This window comes from Nonomuraea bangladeshensis (genome assembly GCF_039529455.1).
In the GTDB taxonomy this organism is placed as follows: Bacteria; Actinomycetota; Actinomycetes; order Streptosporangiales; family Streptosporangiaceae; genus Nonomuraea; species Nonomuraea bangladeshensis.
Genome location: NZ_BAAAMV010000001.1, coordinates 72,196 through 91,453, shown reverse-complemented (window position 1 = coordinate 91,453; position 19,258 = coordinate 72,196). Strand labels below are relative to the sequence as shown.

At 73.2% G+C, this 19,258-nt stretch carries 16 protein-coding genes; 9 read left to right on the top strand and 7 right to left on the bottom strand.

All coding sequences use genetic code 11. The annotated features are described in order from the left end of the window. Window positions 1-52 precede the first annotated feature (52 nt). Complete coding sequence (locus tag ABD292_RS00335) at window positions 53-1,438, top strand: enoyl-CoA hydratase-related protein (RefSeq protein ID WP_344204167.1); 1,386 nt, start codon at window positions 53-55, stop codon at window positions 1,436-1,438. Further along, complete coding sequence (locus ABD292_RS00330; RefSeq protein WP_344204165.1) at window positions 1,435-2,547, top strand: CaiB/BaiF CoA transferase family protein; 1,113 nt, start codon at window positions 1,435-1,437, stop codon at window positions 2,545-2,547. The genes ABD292_RS00335 and ABD292_RS00330 overlap by 4 nt, the downstream gene beginning before the upstream one ends. 31 nt (window positions 2,548-2,578) lie before the next feature. On the opposite strand, the gene ABD292_RS00325 is transcribed toward ABD292_RS00330, so the two are convergent. The 3 genes from ABD292_RS00325 to ABD292_RS00315 are packed head-to-tail and all read right to left on the bottom strand — an operon-like array spanning window position 2,579 to window position 5,851. Further along, the gene (locus tag ABD292_RS00325) at window positions 2,579-3,409 is read right to left on the bottom strand and encodes an SDR family NAD(P)-dependent oxidoreductase (protein WP_344204163.1); all 831 of its coding nucleotides are present in this window, start codon (window positions 3,407-3,409) and stop codon (window positions 2,579-2,581) included. Beyond that, complete coding sequence (locus tag ABD292_RS00320; RefSeq protein WP_344204161.1) at window positions 3,409-5,031, bottom strand: AMP-binding protein; 1,623 nt, start codon at window positions 5,029-5,031, stop codon at window positions 3,409-3,411. Before ABD292_RS00320 ends, ABD292_RS00325 begins: the two co-directional genes overlap by 1 nt. A gap of 10 nt (window positions 5,032-5,041) precedes the next feature. After that, on the bottom strand, window positions 5,042-5,851 hold the full coding sequence (locus tag ABD292_RS00315) for an enoyl-CoA hydratase/isomerase family protein (protein WP_344204160.1): 810 nt from the start codon (window positions 5,849-5,851) through the stop codon (window positions 5,042-5,044). A gap of 115 nt (window positions 5,852-5,966) precedes the next feature. On the opposite strand from ABD292_RS00315, the gene ABD292_RS00310 reads away from it, so the two are divergent. Genes ABD292_RS00310 through ABD292_RS00285 form a run of 6 tightly spaced genes read left to right on the top strand, consistent with a single transcriptional unit; the run spans window position 5,967 to window position 12,706 of the window. After that, on the top strand, window positions 5,967-6,845 hold the full coding sequence (locus ABD292_RS00310; RefSeq protein ID WP_344204158.1) for a branched-chain amino acid ABC transporter permease: 879 nt from the start codon (window positions 5,967-5,969) through the stop codon (window positions 6,843-6,845). After that, window positions 6,845-8,656, top strand: a complete 1,812-nt coding sequence (locus ABD292_RS00305; RefSeq protein ID WP_344204156.1) for a branched-chain amino acid ABC transporter ATP-binding protein/permease — start codon at window positions 6,845-6,847, stop codon at window positions 8,654-8,656. The genes ABD292_RS00310 and ABD292_RS00305 overlap by 1 nt, the downstream gene beginning before the upstream one ends. Further along, the gene (locus ABD292_RS00300) at window positions 8,653-9,348 is read left to right on the top strand and encodes an ABC transporter ATP-binding protein (RefSeq protein WP_344204153.1); all 696 of its coding nucleotides are present in this window, start codon (window positions 8,653-8,655) and stop codon (window positions 9,346-9,348) included. The genes ABD292_RS00305 and ABD292_RS00300 overlap by 4 nt, the downstream gene beginning before the upstream one ends. A 37-nt stretch (window positions 9,349-9,385) precedes the next feature. Then, entirely contained in the window at window positions 9,386-10,597 is a 1,212-nt protein-coding gene (locus ABD292_RS00295) for an ABC transporter substrate-binding protein (protein WP_344204151.1), read from the top strand. A 17-nt stretch (window positions 10,598-10,614) separates the two neighbouring features. After that, a complete protein-coding gene (locus ABD292_RS00290; protein ID WP_344204150.1) occupies window positions 10,615-11,763 on the top strand; it encodes an acyl-CoA dehydrogenase family protein in 1,149 nt (382 codons plus the stop codon). After that, window positions 11,753-12,706: an acyl-CoA dehydrogenase family protein gene (locus ABD292_RS00285; RefSeq protein ID WP_344204149.1), complete on the top strand. Its 954-nt coding sequence runs from the start codon at window positions 11,753-11,755 to the stop codon at window positions 12,704-12,706. Before ABD292_RS00290 ends, ABD292_RS00285 begins: the two co-directional genes overlap by 11 nt. 42 nt (window positions 12,707-12,748) lie before the next feature. Here ABD292_RS00285 and ABD292_RS00280 read toward each other — a convergent pair whose 3' ends face one another. From ABD292_RS00280 to ABD292_RS00265, 4 genes are read right to left on the bottom strand one after another with little or no spacing between them, the layout of a single operon-like run. Further along, window positions 12,749-13,561 carry a FadR/GntR family transcriptional regulator gene (locus tag ABD292_RS00280; RefSeq protein ID WP_344204148.1) on the bottom strand — a complete coding sequence of 271 codons (813 nt, stop codon included), beginning with the start codon at window positions 13,559-13,561 and terminating at the stop codon, window positions 12,749-12,751. Further along, window positions 13,561-14,385 carry an SDR family NAD(P)-dependent oxidoreductase gene (locus ABD292_RS00275; protein WP_344204145.1) on the bottom strand — a complete coding sequence of 275 codons (825 nt, stop codon included), beginning with the start codon at window positions 14,383-14,385 and terminating at the stop codon, window positions 13,561-13,563. The genes ABD292_RS00280 and ABD292_RS00275 overlap by 1 nt, the downstream gene beginning before the upstream one ends. After that, the gene (locus tag ABD292_RS00270) at window positions 14,382-15,488 is read right to left on the bottom strand and encodes an acyl-CoA dehydrogenase family protein (RefSeq protein ID WP_344204143.1); all 1,107 of its coding nucleotides are present in this window, start codon (window positions 15,486-15,488) and stop codon (window positions 14,382-14,384) included. The genes ABD292_RS00275 and ABD292_RS00270 overlap by 4 nt, the downstream gene beginning before the upstream one ends. Continuing rightward, a complete protein-coding gene (locus ABD292_RS00265; protein WP_344204141.1) occupies window positions 15,485-16,525 on the bottom strand; it encodes an acyl-CoA dehydrogenase family protein in 1,041 nt (346 codons plus the stop codon). Before ABD292_RS00265 ends, ABD292_RS00270 begins: the two co-directional genes overlap by 4 nt. A 195-nt stretch (window positions 16,526-16,720) precedes the next feature. On the opposite strand from ABD292_RS00265, the gene ABD292_RS00260 reads away from it, so the two are divergent. Continuing rightward, entirely contained in the window at window positions 16,721-19,255 is a 2,535-nt protein-coding gene (locus tag ABD292_RS00260; RefSeq protein WP_344204139.1) for a DUF262 domain-containing protein, read from the top strand. The last annotated feature ends 3 nt before the right edge of the window (window positions 19,256-19,258 follow it).

Here is a 19,258-nt window from a genome sequence, read left to right as displayed (position 1 = left end):
CCAAAGTATCAGAGACTGTACTGTCCGCCAGTGGGTGCCGTAGAGTCATGCCATGCCATCGCCCGACAGGAGCCGCACCCGGCCCGAGGAGACATTGGCGCAGCTCCGCGAGCTGTTCCTGGCCGAGGGGTTCGCGTCGTTCAACATCGGCGATCTCGCCGAGCGGCTGCGCTGCTCCCGCACCACCCTGTACGCGGTGGCGCCCAGCAAGGAGCAGATCGTGGTGGCCGTCGTCCGCTCGTTCTTCAAGACGGCGACCGAGCGCATCGAGGCCAGGGTCGCCGCCTCCGGCGACCCGGCCCGGCAGCTCGCCGTCTATCTGGAGGCCGTCGCCGCCGAGCTGCAGCCCGCCTCGGCGGCGTTCCTCGCGGACGTGGCCGCCTTCGGCCCGGCCAACGAGGTCTACCAGGAGAACACCCGCTTCGCGGCGGAGCGGGTGCGGAGCCTGGTCGCGGAGGGGGTCAGGGCGGGGGTGCTGCGTTCGGTCCACGCGCCGTTCGTGGGGGCCGCGGTGGCCGAGGTCATGAACTCCATCCAGCGCGGCGCCCTCCAGTCGGCCACCGGGTTCGACGCCGCCCAGGCCTACCGACACCTCGCCGACCTGGTGCTCGCCGGTTTGACCGCCGCGCCGGCCGACGAACGTACGGTCACCGGCGGCGCACTGCGCTACGAGGTCGCCGGCGGGGTGGCGACCATCGAGCTCGACCGGCCGGAGCACTCGAACGCACTCGACCTGCCCACGGCGCGGGCGCTCGGCGACGCCGTCGAGGCCGCCGCGGCCGACCCCGGGGTGCGCTGCGTGCTGCTGCTCGGCCGCGGCCGCAACTTCTGCGCAGGCGGCGACGTCACCGCGATGCACGGCGCCGCCGACCGCGCCGGCTACGTGCTGGAGCTGGCCACGACGGCGCACCGCGCGGTGCTGGCCCTCGCCGGGCTGGAGGTCCCCGTCGTGGCCGCCGTCCAGGGCGCGGCGGCGGGCGCCGGGCTGGCGCTCACCCTGGTGGCCGACCTGGTGCTGGCCGGCGAGTCGGCGACGTTCCTGACCGCGTACGCGCAGGCGGGGCTGACCCCGGACTGCGGCACGTCCTGGCTGCTGCCGCAGGTGGTGGGGCTGCGCCGGGCGCTCACCCTGACCTTGACCGACCGCCGGCTGACGGCGGCGGAGGCCGCCGACTGGGGGCTGGTCACCGGCGTCCACCCCGACGACGAGCTCACCGAGGCGGCCAGGCAGGCGGCGGCGCGGATCGCGGCCGGGCCGTTCCCGGCGCTCGGCCGGACCCGGCGCCTGCTCCGGGACGCGCCGGCCCGGTCGCTGGCCGACCAGCTCGGCGTCGAGGCGGCGACGATCGCCGAGGCCGCCGCGTCCGCCGCGGCCGGGGCCAGGCTCGACGCGTTCGTGAACGGCAAGCGCAAGGAGAAAGGTGGAAACCCCCGATGAAGGACGGCCCCCTGGCGGGACTGCGCGTGGTGGAACTGGCCGGGCTCGGCCCGGCCCCGCACGCGGCCATGGTGCTCGCCGACCTCGGCGCCGACGTGGTCAGGATCGAACGGCCGGCGGGCCGCGGGCTCCAGTTCGGCGCTCCGGGCGCGACCGACGCCGTGCTGCGCGGCCGGCGGCAGATCCATGCTGACCTGAAGTCCGCCGACGGGCGGGCCGTCGTCCTCGGCCTCGCCGAACACGCTGACGTGCTGATCGAGGGCCTGCGCCCCGGCGTGGTGGAACGGCTCGGCGTGGGCCCCGACGTCTGCCTGGCCCGCAACCCCGGCCTCGTGTACGCCCGGATGACCGGGTGGGGCCAGGACGGGCCGTGGGCCGGCCACGTCGGCCACGACATCAACTACATCGGCCTGACCGGCGCGCTGCACGCCATGGGCCGCGCCGACCAGGCGCCGGCGCCGCCGCTCAACCTGGTCGGCGACTTCGGCGGCGGCTCCATGCTGCTGCTCGTCGGCGTGCTGGCCGCGCTGTTCGAACGCTCCCGCTCCGGCCGGGGCCAGGTGATCGACGCCGCCATGGTCGACGGCACCGCGCTGCTCAGCCAGATGACGCTCGCCCTGCGCGGCATGGGGGCCTGGCGCGACGAACGGGAGGGCAACCTGCTCGACGGCGGCGCGCCCTTCTACGACACCTACGCCTGCGCCGACGGCGGGTTCGTCGCGGTGGGCGCGCTGGAGCCGCACTTCTACGCGGCGCTGCTGGCCGGGCTGGAGCTCGACCCGGCCGAGCTGGGCGAGCAGAACGATCCGGCCAACTGGCCGGCGATGCGCAAGCGGTTCGCCGCCGCGTTCGCGTCCCGGACCCGCGACGAGTGGGCCGGGCACTTCGCCGGCACCGACGCCTGCGTCACCCCGGTGCTCAGCTTCGCCGAGGCCCCCGGCCATCCGCACCTGGCGGCGCGCGGCACGTACGCCGAGGCGGACGGCGTGGTCCAGGCGACCCCGGCCCCCCGGTTCTCCCGCACGCCGGCCGGCCCGGTGGCCCCGGTGCCGCGTACGGTGGCCGAGGCGGCGGACGTGCTGCGCGAGTGGGGCGGCTCGGGGAGCTGACCGTCGCGTCAGGAACCCGAGGGCGTCGGGATCAGCTCGGCCCGGCTGTGGCGGAACCGCCCAGCCGGGCCAGGGCCTCCGCGATCGACGCCGCCGGGTCCCCGGCCGTCCAGCCGGTGACCGGGACGAGGGACTCCGGCGCGTACACGCCGAGATCGGCGCCGTCGAACCGGACGATCCGGCCGGTCACGTCACGGGTGGCGTCGCTGAGCAGCGCGACCACCACCGGCGCCACGTCCCCGGGCGAGCCCAGCACGGGCCGGTCGGGCCGGGTGTCCAGGGCCGCCATGCCGGTCTCGGCCAGCGGCGACACCGCGTTGACCCGGATGCCGGCGGACGCGCAGTCCCGCGCCCAGCCGGCGGTCATCGCGGCCACCGCTCCCTTCGTGGCGCCGTAGGCGCTCATGCCGGGGATGCCGAACCGGGCGCCGGACACGACGGTGACGATCGACCCGCCGGCGCCCCGCCGGACCATCGCCCGCATGGCGTGCACCGCGGCGAACTGCACGCCGAGCACGTTCACCTCGGTGATCCGCCGCAACCGCGCCTCGTCCTCCTCCCACGGCGGGCCGTGGTGGGTGACCCCGGCGTTGGCGACGAGGCCGTCGAGCCTGCCGAACTCCAGCTCCGCCGTCCCGGCCAGCCGGGCCGCGACCTCCCACGACGCGGCGGAGCCGGGCTCGGCCACCGCGTGCCCGCCGGCGGCGGCGATCTCCGCGGCCACGGCGTGCGCGGCGGCCTCGTCCACGTCGTTGACCACGACCGCGGCGCCGTGGGCGGCGCAGGCGAGCGCGTACGCGCGGCCCAGTCCCCGCCCGGCGCCCGTCACGACGACACAGCGCCCGTCCAGCAGCCCGCACATCACCCGGCCTCCGGGTCGAACAGCTTGACCACCGCGGCCTTGTTGATCTTCCCGGTCGGGTTGGTGGGCAGCGAGCGAACCACCCGCAACAACTCCGGCTGCTTGTGCCGGGCCAACCCCTGCCCGGTCACCGCCCGCCCCACCTCCTCCAGAGTCAGATCCTCCCGCTCCGAGACCACGACCGCCCCGATCCGCTCACCAAGGCGCCCACCAGGAACCGCAACGATCGCCACCGCAGCCACATCGGGATGCCGCACGATGGCCTCCTCGATCTCCCTGGCCGAGAACTTCTCACCGCCCCGGTTGATCACGTCCTTGAGCCGCCCGGTGATCCGCACCTGCCCGTCGCCGCCCAGCGAGCCGAGGTCCCTCGTACGGAACCACCCGTCAGGGGTGAACGCGTGCGCGTTCAGCTCCTCCCGCACGTACCCGAGCATCATCTCCGGGCCGCGCAGCAGCAGCTCGCCCGTCTCGCCCGGCCCTGCGTCCCGGCCCGAGGAGTCCACGACCCGCAGCTCCACGCCGGGCGCGAGCCGGCCGTCGGTCTCCGCCCGGAACTCCAGCGGGTCCAGCTCGTTGGGCAGCGTCGCGGTGGGCAGCTCGGTCATGCCCCACGCCCGGTACGCCGCGATGCCCAGCTCGCCGGCCTGCCGGATGAGGTCCGGCGGCACCGCCGCGCCGCCGCAGCAGTACTGGCGCAGCGGCGAGCGGTCCCGCCCCTCGGCGGCGTACACGCCGAGCAGTTCGCGCAGGAACGGCGTGGCGCCGGCCATGTACGTGGCGCCGGTCCGGTCGGCCAGCTCGGCGCACGCGGCCGGGTCCCACCGTTCCATCAGCACCGCGGTCGCCCCCACCTGGCAGGGGATCATGAAGCCCTGCAGGAGGCCGGTGATGTGCGTGACGGGGGAGGCCATCACCATGCGGTCCCGGAAGGTCAGGCCCCACTCCACGACGGTGGTCCGCAGCTCGTGCCGCAGGCCCGCCACGGAGTGCACCACGCCCTTGGGCTCGGACTCGGTGCCCGAGGTGAACAGCACCAGGCAGGGGTCCTCGGGGGCGGCGGGCTCGATCCCGGACGGCAGCGCGCCGGGGCCCGCGCCGTCCGCCGCCCGCCATCCCGCCGACCGGCCGGTGGTGAGCAGCCGTGCGGCGGGCTCGTGCCCGAGGTCGCGCAGCGCCTCGTCGAACTCGTCCGGGTAGGCCCGGCGCCGGTCGTCGCCGTACGTGACGACGGCCGCCGGCCGGATCTGGTCCAGCACGGTGCGGATCTCGCGCGGGCCGTACAGCGGCACGATCGGGCTGCTGATCGCCCCGATCCGCCAGATCGCCGCCGCGACGGCGACGGCGTGCGGGCCGGTGGGCAGCAGCCAGCAGACCGCGTCGCCCGGCCGGACCCCGCCCGCGAGCAGGGTGCGGGCGACCGCCGCGGACGTGGCGGCCAGCTCGGCGAAGCTCGTCTCGCCGTGCGCGGTGATGATCGCGGGCCGGTCCGGCCAGCGCGTCGCCCCGTGGTCCAGCAGGTCGCCGATCCGCTCCTCGGTGCGGAAGCCCCGGCGCCGCCAGGCGTCCGTCAGCTCGGGGGCGACCACCCGCGGCCTGCGCCTCCAGTCGGCCGCCCTCATGACGCCGCCCTCATGATGTCGTCCACTTCGGCTCGCGCTTGTCCAGGAAGGCGGCGGGGCCCTCGACGGCGTCCGGATGGTGCCGGTGCCGCCGGATCAGCTCCCAGCCGAGGTCCATGTCGGCGGCGATGAGCCGTTCCTCGAACGAACGCAGCACCCGGCGGCTGAGCCGTACGGCCTCCGGCGAGTTCCGCCCGACCATCGCGGCCAGCTCCATCCCGCGCCCGAGGAGCGCGTCCGGCTCGACGACCTCGGAGACGAGGCCGGCCCGCTCGGCCCGTTCGGCGGACAGCGACTCGTGCCGGCCGAGCAGGACGAGGCGGGTCAGCAGGTCCGGCCGCATCCGCAGCCGGAGCTGCAGCGGCTCCAGCGCGGACACCTGGCCGACGCTGACGTGCGGGTCCAGGAAGCGGGCCGCCGTCGAGGCGAGGCAGATGTCGGCGTCGGCCACGAAGTGCAGGCCGCCTCCCGCGCACACCCCGTTCACGGCGACGATGACCGGGATGCCCAGGCGCGGCCCCGGCAGGAAGTCGAGCTCCTCGGCCGCCGTGTCGCCGACCTTCACCCTCGGCGCCGAGAGCATGGACACGTCGGCCCCGGCGCAGAACGCCCTGCCCGCGCCGGTGAGCAGCACCGCGCGCAGCTCCGGCGCTCCGGCGGCGGCCCGCCACAGGTCCGCGAGCGCGTCCATGAGCTCGTCGTCGAGGGCGTTGGCGGACTGCGGGCGGTTGAGTGTCACGACCAGCGTCCCGCTGACGACCGTGCTGAGCAGCACTCCGTCGGCACGTTCCAGGTCTGCTCCGCCGCTCTTGCTCGACACGGGCGCCTCCCCACGGGCGCCGCGACGCCCTCCTTGACTGTCATCCAAATCATATATACGTTTCGCGCCATGGTGAAGAGAGACGACACATCCCGCGCCGGAACCGGGTCCCCCCATGCATGAGTTTCTCCAGACGGTGCTCGTGCCGGGTCTGGCGGACGGCGCGATCTACGGACTGGTCGCGGTCGGCTTCGCCACGCTGTTCACGACGACCGGCGTCATCAACTTCGCCCACGGGCAGATGGTGATGCTCATGCCCATGTCCGTGCTGGTGGCGGTGGGCGCCGGCCTGCCGGTCTGGCTCGCGTACGTGGCCGCGCTCGCCGTGATGGTGGTGGTGGCGCTGACCGTCGAGTGGACCGCGGTGCGGCCGTTCGTGCAGTCGGGCCAGTCGGCCTCCTGGCTGCTGTCCACCCTCGCGGTCAGCGTGGTCCTGGCCGAGCTGCTGGCCGTCCCCTACAGCGGGGAGTCCCGCAACTTCACGTACGGCGTCAGCAAGCACCGCTTCGACCTGGCCGGCCTGGCGGTCTCGCCCGCCGAGCTGACCGCGGTCGCCGCGCTGTTCGCCGTCGCCGGGCTGCTCCTGCTGTTCTACCGGCGCACCCGCGTCGGGCTGGAGCTGCGCGCGATCGCCGACGACCTCGACGGCGCGGAGGCGATCGGCATCTCCCGCGCCCGCGCCTCGCAGATCGCCACGGTGCTGTCCGCGCTGGTCGCCGCGGTCACCGGGGTGCTGGTGGCCTCCACCCAGCTCGTCACCCCGTCGCTCGGGATGTCGTACACCTTCTACGGCTTCGTCGCCACCGCGATCGGCGGCATGGGCAGCATCGGCGGCGCCGTCGTCGGCGGCCTGGTCATCGGCGTGGTCAGTCAGTTCGCCGGGGTCCACGTCGGCAGCCTCACGGTCAACCTGACGGTGTTCCTGCTGCTGGCCCTGGTCTACGTGGTGCGCCCGCACGGCCTGTTCGGCGCGGCGCCGGTGCGGGCGGTGTGATGTCGTACCGGCTCTCCGACCTGTCCAGGTCCCTGCGCGCCGCCGCGGCCCGCGGCCGCGACGCCACCCCCTCTCCCGTCCGCCGGGTGCTCGCCAGGCCCGCCGCGCACGGCGCGGCGATGCTGGTCGTCGCGACGGCGCTGCTGGCCCTGTGGGGCCCGCTCTCCTACAACGGCTACGTCCTGCAACTGGTGTGCCTGTACGCGGTCGCCACGCTGGGGCTCAACATCACCACCGGCTACGCCGGCGCGTTGTCGCTCGGGCAGGGCGCGTCGTTCGCCATCGGCGCCTACGTCACCGCCGTCCTGGTGGTCTCGTACGGCTGGCCGATCTGGGCGGCGCTGCCGGTCGCCGCGCTCGCCGGGCTCGCCGCAGGCGCGCTGGCCGGGTTCCCGGCCGGCCGGCTCGGCGCGATCGGCCTGGCCATGATGTCGCTCGGCCTGATGCTCGTCGTCAACGACATGCTCATCCAGTTCCAGTCGGTGACCGGCGGCAACAACGGCCTGGCCGGCATCGACGCCCGGCTCTGGTTCGGCGGCGAGCCGGTCTCGACCCCCTGGGTCGTGGCGATCGTGATCGTCGTCATTGCGAGCGTCAGCTACTGGCTGCACGCCCGCTACCGGACCTCGCGCCTCGGCCGGGCCACCGTCGCGGTCCGCGACGAGCCGATCGGCGCGTCCGCGCTCGGCGTCTCCGGCTACCTCACCAAGGTCGTCGCCTTCGCCGCCGGATCCGCGCTCGGCGCGCTCAGCGGAGGACTGTTCTCCTACCTGTCCGCCTACATCTCGCCGGACGCCTTCTCCTCGAACCTGTCCATCCTGTTCCTGGTCATGGTGGTGCTCGGCGGCAGCGGCTCCCGGCTCGGCCCGGTCGTCGGCGCGGTGCTGCTCGTGCTGATCCCGCTGCGTCTCGACGAGTACCCGCACCTGAACAACCTGCTGTACGGCGCGCTGCTCATCGTGCTCATGCGGCTGCGGCCGCGCGGCCTGTTCAGCCGCACCGCGGCGCCCGCCCCGCAGGCGCTGCGCGACCTGGCCGCCACCCCGGAGGTGGAGGTGCCAGAACGCGCGCCGGGCGAGCCGATCCTGCGGGTCACCGACCTGCGGCGCAGCTTCGGCGGCGTGGACGCGCTCGCCGGGGTGTCGATGGAGTTGCGGCGCGGCGAGATCGTCGGCCTCATCGGGCCGAACGGGTCGGGCAAGACGACGCTGCTCAACGTCGTGTCCGGGCACTACCCGCCGACCGCCGGCCGGATCACCCTGCACGGGAGCGACCTCGGCGGCCTCGGCGCCGCCGCCGTCGCCAGGCGCGGCGTGTCCCGTACCTTCCAGACCCCGAAGACGTTCCCCGGCATGAGCATCGAGGAGCACCTGGCGCTCCCGGCCGTCCACGGGGAACGCGACGAGGCGATGCGGGACGCCTGCCGGCGCGGCGCGCTCACCCTGCTGGAGCTCGGCGGCCTCGACCCGCACGACCCGGCCGCCGGCATGCGGGAGAGCAGGGAGATGAGCCACGGCCGGCTCCGTTTCCTGGAGGCCGCCATGGCACTCGGCACCTGTCCGGAGGTCCTCCTCCTGGACGAGCCCGCGGCCGGGCTGTCGGCCACGGAGATCGAAGGATTCGAGCGCGTCGTCAGTGACGTCGCCGCAGCGGGAGTGGCCGTCGTGATCGTCGAACACCATCTGGACATGATCAGCCGCCTGGTCGACCGGGTCGTCGTCCTCGACCTCGGCAAGGTGCTGTGGGAGGGCGCGCCCGGCGACCTGCACGACGTGGACAGCGTCCGCGCCGCGTACATGGGGGTCGCGTGAACGGCGGCCGGCTCAAGGTGGACGCGCTCAGCGTCCGGTACGGCGGCGTCACCGCCGTCGAGGACCTGTCACTCACCGTCGAGCCCGGCACCTGCCTGGCCCTGCTGGGCGCCAACGGCGCGGGCAAGACCTCCACGCTGCGCGGCATCGGCGGGCTGGAGTCCGCCACCGGCGGGATCTGGCTGGACGACCTGCGCCTCGACAACCTCCCGGCGAGCCGGCGGGCCAGGGCCGGGCTCGGCCACGTGCTGGAGGGCCGGCACGTGTTCAAGAGCCTGTCCGTAGCCGAGAACCTCAAGGTCGCGGCCGCCCGCGCCGCCCGCAGGCCCGAGGTCGACCCGCTCGACCTGCTGCCCGAGCTGCGCCCGATGGAGCGGCGCCTCGCGGGCGGCCTGTCCGGCGGCCAGCAGCAGATGCTCGCCATCGCCCGCGCGGTCGCCGGCGGACCCCGCGTGATCATGCTGGACGAGCCCACGAACGGCCTGTCGCCCAAGCTGGTCGGCCGGACCATCGAGATCCTCGCCGACCTGCGGGACGCCGGGTTCGCCGTCCTGCTGGTCGAACAGCGGGTCGAGGTCGCGCAGAAGCTGGAGGCCGACGTCGTGGTGCTGCGGCACGGGCACGTCGCGCACCGGGTGCGCGGCGCCGACCCGGACCTGCCCGACCTGCTGCAGGCCGCCTACCTCTCCTGACCCACCCCCAGCCAAACCCCCCAGGAAGGACACCCCCATGAGGAAACGTGCCACAACGGGCACAGCCGTGGTGTGCGCGGCGCTGCTCGCGCTCGCCGCGTGCGGCGACGGCGGATCCTCCGGCGACGCCGCCGAAGGCACCACCATCAAGATCGGCTTCGTCGGGGCGCTCACCGGCCCGCTCTCCCCGAGCGGCCAGAACTCGCTGGCCGGGCTCAAGGCCGGCGCCGAGTACGTCGAGCAGCACAACCCCGGCACGAAGATCGTGATCGAGCAGCGCGACACCAAGGGCGAGCCGACCGCGGCCGTCGCCGCCACCCGGGCGCTCGCCCAGGACGGCGTGTCCGCGCTCTACTTCACCACCGAGGCGTTCCCGCCCGTCCAGGACGTGCTCAACCAGGTGAAGGTGCCCGGCGACACCGCCGGCGGCATCGGCTCGATCGCCGCCGACGTCGGCGACTCCAAGCGGTACAAGTACGCCTTCAGCACCGGCGCCGGCACCTCGGGCGAGACCTCGATCACGCCGCTGCTGTCGTACGCGGCCTCGGCCGGCAAGACGGTGGCCGTGCTCGACGACTCCTCGGCCTTCGGCACCTCGCAGACCAAGGACACGCTCGCCATCGCGCAGAGCCAGTTCCCCGACGTCAAGATCGTGCACGAGAGCTTCCCGAACACCGCCTCGGACGTGACCGCGCAGCTCACCAAGCTCAAGGACGCGGGCGCCGAGTCGCTCATCGTCTGGTCGTACGGCGCCCCGCTGGTCGCCACCATGTCCAGCCTCAACAAGATCGGCTGGAACCCGCAGATGTCCGCGGTGCTCGGCATCGGCGACCCGGCGACCACCGAGCTCATCCCGGAGGGCATGAAGAAGACCCTCGCCGCCGGGCCCATCGCCAAGACGTTCCTGTCGTCCTCGACCGGCGACTCCTCGATCACGGCGGACTTCGTCAAGCTCTACCTCAAGGCCAAGGGCAAGACCGAGTTCAACGCCCTCGACTCGGTGGGCGCGGTCTCCTTCGACTGGGCGCTCCTGGTGACCCAGGCGGCGCAGCAGGCAAAGTCCACCGAGCCCGACGCGATCAAGAAGGCGCTCGTCTCCGGGGGGACCTTCAAGGGCGCCAACGGCACGTACACCTTCGGTCCCGACAAGCGCATCGGAATCGATGCCGACCAGCTCGGCGTCTTCGTACCCGCTCAGCCGTGCCCGGACGGCAAGTGTGTCGAAGCCGCCGTGAGTGCGGGGGAGTAATGCCCGAGGAGACCTCAGTGGATCTCCGGCTGGGAACGCGGGCGGACGCGTTGCGCGTCCGCCTGCGGGCCCTGCTGGCGGAGCTCCTCCCCGACGACTGGACGACGTCGTTCTCGCCGGACCCGGCGGTCCAGTCGGTGGTGACCAGGGTCGTCGAGCGTCTGGCCGAGGAGCAGCTCCTCACGCTCAGCTGGCCCGAGGAGTACGGGGGCGCCGGCACCGACATCTGGCAGCAGGCCGTCCTGCGGGAGGAGATGTGGGCCCACTTCGAGCCCCGCGGACCGCAGTACATGGGCCTGAACTGGGTCGGGCCGGTGATCATGGAGGTCGGCACGCCGGAGCAGAAGGCGCTCCACCTGCCCGCCATCTCCTCCGGCCGGGCCGTGTGGTGCCAGGGGTTCAGCGAACCCGGCGCCGGCTCCGACCTCGCCTCGCTCCAGCTCGCCGCCGAGCTCCAGGACGGCGAGTGGGTGCTGAACGGCCAGAAGATCTGGACCTCGTACGCGGGACTCGCGCAGTGGTGCTTCCTCGCGGCCCGCACCGGCAGGGGCGCGGCCAAGCACGACGGCATCACCATCTTCCTGGTGCCGATGGACTCGCCCGGCATCCGGGTCGTCCCGATCGACTCGATCATGGGGGAGCAGCACCTCAACGAGGTGTTCTTCGACGACGTACGGGTCGGCCCCGACGCGGTGCTCGGCGAGGCCGGCCGCGGCTGGGACGTCGTCCGGCGGGTCATGAAGCACGAGCGGATCGGCATCTCCCGCTACGCCCGCGACGAGCGGGTGCTCGCCGCCCTCGCCGGCCACCCGTCCCTGGCCGAACCGGCCGCGCTGCACGAGTACGCCCGCGCCCTGGTGCACGCTCGGGTGGCCAGGCTGCTCAACTACCGCGCCGTCGCGCTGAACGACGCCGGCCGGCTCACCGACAGGGAGGCCTCCATCGCGCGGCTGGCCTCCATCCAACTCGACCAGGAGGTGGCCGCGCTGGCTCTCGACCTCTCCGGCGCCGACGCCCTCGTCCCCGACCCGTCGGCCGGCCTGCTCGGCCACGTCGAGGACGTCTTCCGGTACGCCCGCTCCGCGACCATCGCCTCCGGCACCATCGAGGTGCAGCGCATGCTCGTCGCCCGCTCCTCGATCGAGGGGGACCGGCGTGCGTCGTGACTGGCCGCAGGCGGCCGTCGCCTACGAGGAGAGCGTGACCAGGGCCTTCGACGCGCTGGGCGGGGTGGACCTCGCGCGCGCCGCCGAGGCGGACCGGACCCGGCGCGAGGCGCTCGTCGCGCCCGCCCTCGACCGGCTCGACCTGCGCGGCCTCGACCCGTGGGGCGAGGAGGACGAGTCGGCCGCCGTCATGCTGGCGGTCCGGGCGGCGGGCGCCGTCGTGCTGCCCTGGCCGCTCGCGCACGAGCTGGCCGTTCCCGTTGACCTGCGCGCCGAGGTCGGCGGCGTTCACCTGATCTCGGGGAACGCCGAACGGCTCGACCACGCGGACCTGCTGCGCGACGCCGTCGCCGTCGACCTGGACCGGGGCGTCGCCCGCCGGGTCTTGGCCGGGGCGCCGCGCCCTGCGCCGCTGGACCCGTTCGCGTCCGGCGTCGTCCTCGGCGCCGAGGCGCCGGGCGTGGACGCGGCGCGGGTCACGGCGATGCGCCTGCTGCTCGACGCATTCTGGGTCGCCGGCGCGCTCGCCACCGCCGCCGAACGGGCGGTGACGCACGCCAGGGACCGGCAGCAGTTCGGCAAGCCGATCGGCAAGTTCGGCGAGATCCGCTGGCGCGTCGCGGACCTGTCCCTCGCGCTCGACGGGCTGGAGGAGCTGGCGCTGCACGCGTGGTGGCTGGTCCGGCTGGGTGAGGCGCGCTCGGCCGACCTGCTGGCGCTGCGGGTGCAGATGATCGAGGCGGCGAACACGGTGCTGGCCAACGGGCACCAGGTGATGGGCGCCATGGGCCTGTGCGAGGAGCACGACCTCACCGTGCTCGACCGCCACCTGCAGAGCGTGCTGCACCGGCCGGCCGGGCGGATCGCCTCGACCGGGCTGCTGGCGCGGGCCGTCGCGGCGGAGGGGTTCGACGGCGTCTACCCGGTGGCCGCCTGGCGGTAGCGCGCTGAAGGCCGGCCAGGACCTGGCCGGCCTTTCACCCGGTCAGTCGCGGCCGTCCATGCGCGGGTTGCCGTACTCGTCCAGCACCTGGACGGGCGGGGCGTCCTCCGAGGCGACGTACAGCTGCGACGCCTCCAGATGCGCCCGCATGAGCTTGCCGGCCAGCGCCGCGTCCCCCGCCCCGATGGCCCTCTCGATGGCGCCGTGCGCCCGCAGCACCGCGTGCCGCCGGTCCACCGGCGGGTAGCTCGCCTCGTCGGACGCCCTGCGGGCCCACCCCCGCTCCTGGACGCTCCAGACGCTCTCCAGCATCCCGACGACCACCCGCAGCGTCTCGTTGCCGGCCGCGTCCACCAGCCCCTCGTGGAACCTGACCGACGCACCGGTGAACGCCGGCCCGTCCTCCACGACCTGCGCGGCCTCCTCGTTGAGCTGCCGCAGCCGTACGGCGACCGCCTCGTGGTCGTCGCGGCCCGCCGCGTGCTCCGCGCACAGCGGCTCCAGCAGGTTGCGCGCCGCCGCCAGGTCCCGCATGGGGGTGGCGCGCGCGTGCAGCAGCAGCCCCATGTGGTACGCGGCCGACTCCGGCGCCGGGGCCTTGATGACGGTGCCGCCGCGCTTGCCACGGCGGACCACCACCAGCCCCTCCGTCTCCAGGATGCGGAACGCCTCGCGCAGGCTCGGCCGGCTGACCGGGTACTCCTGGAGCAGCACCGGCTCCGTGGGCAGCTCCGCCCCGTCGGCGAGATCACCTTCCAGGATGCGCAGCCTGAGCTGCGCCGCCAGGGCCTCGGCCACCCGCGGCGTCCGCAACGGCATGCGGCGGGGGCGTGGGGGGATCTCGGACTCGGTCATCAGAGTGTTTCACCGCCGTCGATGAAGATGGTCTGGCCGGTGATGAACGAAGCGAGGTCCCCCGACAGATGGACGGCCAGCGCCCCCAGCTCCCTGGGATCACCGGTGCGCCGCATCGGGATGCGCTCCTTCAGCCAGGCCTGACCTTCTGGACTGTCGTGAAGAGCCTGCGTCATGCTGGTGCGGAAGTGCCCCGGCGCGATGGTGTTGACCGTGACGCCGAAGGCCGCCCACTCCTTGGCGAGCGCCCGGGTGAGCTGGGCGATGGCGCCCTTGGCCACCTGGTAGCTCACCGTGAGGTTCGCCGACCGGGCGACGCTGCTGGACGCGATGTTGATCACCCGGCCGCGCCTCCGCTCCAGCATCCCCGGCACAAATGATCTCACGAGGTGGAGCGACCCGCGGACGTGCGTGTCCAGCACCGAGTCCCACTCCTCGTCGGTCATGGCCACACTCGCCGGCCCTGAGCCCGGCTGCCCCACCTTCTCCCCGGACGCCTCGTCCACGGGCAGCGGGACGACCGGCCGCTTGACCAGGTTGCCGGCGTTGTTGACCACGATGTCGACGCCGCCGAGTTCGGCGAGCACCGCGTCGCGCAGCCGGTCGAGGTCGGCGGGGCTGCGGATGTCGGCGGGGAAGGCGTACGCCTGGCCGCCCGCGGCCTTGATCTCGGCCGCGAGGCTCTCCAGCTCCTCCGCGTTGCGGGAGACGCCGCACACCACGGCGCCCGCCCCGGCGAGAGCCGTGGAGATCGCCCGGCCGAGCCCGCGTCCGGCCCCGGACACGACGGCTGTCCTGCCCAGCAGGGGGTGGGTCTCTGTCATGGCGTGCCTTTCGGTAGTCCGAGCGTACGCTCCGCGATGATGTTGCGTTGGATTTCCGACGTGCCGCCGTAGATGGTGGCGGCCAGCGATTCGAGCCGCTCGTCGAAGAGCGCCGGGTCGTCGAACGCCCGCGCCCCGGCGCTCTCCAGCGACAGCAGGGCCGCGCGCTGCACCGACTCCGAGCCGAGCAGCTTGAGTATCGACGACGCGGGGGACGGCAGGCCCGCCTGCCGCTGGGCGGCGGTCCGCAGCCCGGTCAGCCGTACCCCCTCCGCGTCCGCCAGCGACCGGCCCAGCCGGACGAGCTGGTGCTCCGACAGCTCCGGCGCCGTCAGCGTGGGCTCCAGCGCGCGGGTGGTCTCCAGCCAGGTGTTGATCCAGATCATGTCCCGCTCGTGTTCGAGGCTGGACATGGCCACGCCCCAGCCGCCGTGCAGCGGGCCCAGCAGCGCGTCCTCGGGCACCTTCACGTCGTCGAGGAAGACCTCGCAGAAGGACTCGACCGCCGGCCCGGCGGTGCGGATCGGCCGGACCTCCACCCCGGGGCTGCGCAGGTCGAGGACCAGGCAGGAGATGCCGCGGTGCGGCCTCGCCTCCGGATCGGTGCGGACGTACAGCGCGCACCACCGGGCCTCGTCCGCCTGCGTCGTCCACACCTTCTGCCCGTTGACGGTGAACACCCCGTCGGCGAGCGTCGCCGTCGTGCGCAGCGCGGCCAGGTCCGACCCGGCGCCGGGCTCCGACATGCCGAGCGCCCACCACTCGTCCCCGCGCGTCGCCGGCCGCAGCAGCCGCTCCCGCTGGGCGGCGGTGCCGTACGACCTGATGGCCGGCGCCGCGACCCCGGCGCCCTGGATGTTCATCAGCCGCGGCACCCGGCGGCGCGCGCCGGCGAGCTTGACGGCCAGCGCGTCGGGGACGCTCAGGCCGCGCCCGCCCTCACCCCGGCCCCATTCGGGGACCAGCCAGCCCGCGTCGAACGCGGCGGCCTGGTACTCGGTGCGGAGCCGCACGTCGCGGCGGTAGCGCCGGTAGTTCTCCGCGTAGTCCGCGGGCAGGAAGCCGTCGAGGAACGCCTCGAACTCGGAGGTCACGTCCGTCATCGGGAGATCCGCCTTTCGATCCGCGCCGCCGCCAGATAGAGGGCGTCCGGCTCCCCGAGCAGGCCGCCCGTCTGGTGGGCGCGCCGCAGGAACAGGTGACAGTCGGCCTCGAAGGTGACCCCCATGGCACCCATGAGCTGGGTGTACAGCGAGGTGACCCGCACGGCCGTCTCGGCCGCGACCGCGTTGGCCAGCAGACAGTCCTTGGCGGCGAGGCTCAGGGCCGCACCGTAGACGAGACTGCGCGCCCGCTCCACCGCCGTGTAGGCGTCCGCGAGCTGATGCTTGACCGCCTGGAAGCCGCCGACGGCCCGCCCGAACTGCCTGCGCTGGAGCACATGCTCGACGGCCCCGTCCAGGGCGCCTGCGGCGGTCCCGACCAGATCGGCGGCGACACAGACCCGAGCCCCCGCCAGCACCCGCTCCAGATCCCCGAGCGCCAGCTCCCGCCACTCTTCGGCGGCCACGCCCGTCTCGTGCCCGAGCCGGAAGGCCGGGAACGGCCGGGAGGGATCGATCAGGGTCTCCTGCCCCACCGCCTCGACCCCCTCGGCCCCCGGATCGACCACGACGACCCACACCTGCTCCGGACCCTTCACGACCAGGGTGAACGCGGCGGCGCCCTGCCCGCCCAGAACGTGCACCCGCTCGACACGGCACCGGCCGCCCCCGTCGACCGCCCCCTCGGCGATCCCGAACCCCGCGGGCGCCCGCCGGAAGTCCTCCCGGTGCACGCCGGCCGCGACCTGCGTACGGAACGCCAGCGCCGACGCCAGCAGGGGAGCGGTGAGCAGGGCGCGTCCGGCTTCTTCGAGCATGACCACCAGGTCGATCACCCGGCCGATCCCGCCGAGCTCCTCGGGTATCCCGATGTCGGCGTAACCGCCGTCCGCGACCGTCTCCCACCCGCCCGGCTCGCCGCCGTCGAGCGCGGCCCGCATGACCGCCGGGCCACGCAGCGATCGGAACTGGGCGCGGGCGGTGTCGGCGAGGGCGAGGCTGTCCTCGTCCGGGGCTAGAAGCTGCCAGTCCGTCATCTTTGTCCGGGTTCTCCTCGCTGGAGTGGGATCGCCGTCACGGCCGATCGTACCGGATTTTCGCCTTTACCTGCATATGATTTAGATGTTAAACGCGACGCATTCCCGCCCCGCGAACCTTGCGGCCGTCGATCAACCGCCGTAACTTACTGTGCCTGCAAAGACACTGCTCGCTTACGACGTGAACGGGGCGGCATGAAGGCCAACGAAACCACCCTCCGCAAGCTCATCCAGGGCGACCAGCAATTACTGGTCCCCCTCTACCAGCGCCAATACACCTGGGAGCGCCCCCAGCTCACTCAGCTGTGGACGGACATCACCGCCCAGGTCGACGTACTGGCCGAGCAACGGCAGGACGCCCCCAGCCACTTCATGGGATCGGTCGTCCTCGCCCCCGGCCCGGAGCTGGCGCCGAGCCGCTCCCAGTGGATCATCGTGGACGGCCAGCAGCGTCTCACCACCCTGATGCTCGCCCTCTGCGCCATCAGAGATCACCTGGTCGCCGAGGAGCCCAGCGCCCGCGAGCGGATCAACGAGCTGCACCTGATCAACAAGTTCCAGCAGGGCGAGCTGCGCTACCGGCTCCTGCCCACGCAGGGCGACCGGGCGGCGTTCAAAGCGTGCGTGGACGGCGCGTCGGACGGCAGGTCCGACAGTCTGATCGGCAACGCCTACCAGTTCTTCCGCGGCATGCTGAAGGAGTTCGACGACCCGGCCGACCCGCACGACGTCGCGCGCGTGGAGTCGGTGCTGCTGGACCGGCTCAATCTCGTGCAGATCCTGGTGGAGAAGGACGACAACGCGTTCCGCATCTTCGAGTCGATCAACAACACGGGCATGCGGCTCAGCCAGGTGGACCTCATCCGCAACTACGTCTTCATGTGCCTGCCCACCCGTGGTCAGCACGTCTACGACGCGTACTGGAAGCCGATCCAGGACCAGTTGGACGCCAAGGCCATGGAACAACTGATGTACCTGGTGCTGGTCCTGCGGGAGGGTGGCGAGGCCCAGTACAACGCCGTCTACCGGGGGCATCAGCAGCTGCTTCTGACGCTGTCCGGCGACGAGAGCCAGGTCGAGGCGTACGTCCAGGACCTGCACCGTCGCGCGCGGCACCTCAGGCAGATCCTGTTCCCCTCCGAGGACCTGCCGTTCGCCGGACGGCTGCGCTTCCTCAAGGAGTGGCAGGCGTCCACGGCCTACCCGCTGGTGATGCGCCTGCTCGAACTGCGGGAGGACGACCACATCGGCGACGAGGAGGTGGGCGAGGCGCTGACGTACGTCGAGAGCTTCCTCGTACGCCGCCTGATCGCGGGGGTGACCACGGGCAACCTCAACCGGATCTTCCAACGGCTCGCCGTCCAGCTGGTCGCCGAGGAGGACGTACCGCAAGCGGTACGAACCGCGCTGTCACCCGCCAGGCTCTACTGGCCTTCGGACGCCCAGCTACGGGAGGAGATCCGCAGCCGCGCCTTCTACTGGCAAGGCCGTACGGTGCAGCAGAAGCTCATCCTGCGGCGCATCGAGGAGTCGCTGGGCAGCAAGGAGCGGGTGGACCTGGCCGACAAGCGCATCACCATCGAGCACGTCCTGCCGCAGTCCATGACCGCCGACTGGCTGAGCGAGCTCTCCCACGGGGGCGACGACGCCGATCTTCTGCATCGGCAGCTCGTGCACACGCTGGGCAACCTCACCCTCAGCGGCTACAACGCGGAGCTGAGCAACAACTCCTTCGCCGCCAAGCGCCGGCAGCTGGGTCAGAGCGGCCTGGTCATGAACCAGGAGATCGCCGCCTGCGAGCGCTGGGGCAAGGCCGAGATCCTGGCCCGCGCCGACCGGCTCGCCGACCGCGCTATCGCCATCTGGCCGGGGCCCGAGGAGTCCGGCCGCGGGAGCGCGGCTTCCCGCGACTGGACACTGCTGCACAGCGCCGTGGCGGCCCTGCCCGCCGCCACCTGGACCTCGTACTCGGACGTCGCCGAGCTGATCGGCTCGCATCCGGTGCCCGTCGGCGTCCATCTGGCGACCGTCCCCGTGCTCAACGCCCACCGGGTCCTCAGCAGGTCCGGGCAGGTCTCCGAGAGTTTCCGCTGGACCGATCCCGACGACGACCGGGACGTCCACGAGGTGCTGCGCGCGGAGGGCATCGTCTTCGACGACGCGGGACGCGCCTCCGCGGACCAGCACATCACCGCCCGAGAGATCGCCGAACTCCTCGGCCTGCCCATCGCCGCGGACCTGGCCGAGACGGAGGCCGCGGGCGACGGGTCCCTGTCGCCACAAGCACTGACGTCGCTGGAAGAGCGCTTCTTGCACCAGCTCAACGAGGCGAGCGGCCCGCAGGCGGCCGGCGCGGTGCAGCGGCTGCTGGAACACTGGCGCTCGCGAGGCGGCGAGCTCCAGTACGGCACGTCCGCGAACGCCTCCTGCGCGCCGATCATCAAGGTCGGCGGACAGCCCACGAACGTCATCCGCTTCTACGCAAAGACCGCCGAGATCCCCTTCAGGGTGCTGCGCAAACGCAAGCCGTTCGACGACCCGGCACTGCGCGAGGAGCTCCGGCAGCGGCTCAACGACGCACCCGGCGTGGACATCCCCGTCGCCAAGCTGGAGCTGTATCCCTCCATCAAGAACACCCAGTTGGCGAACGTCGCCGTGTTCGACGTCGTCGTAGCGGCGCTCGACTGGTTCATGGCGACGGTGACCGCGTCGGACGAGCAGGAGGGGTGACTG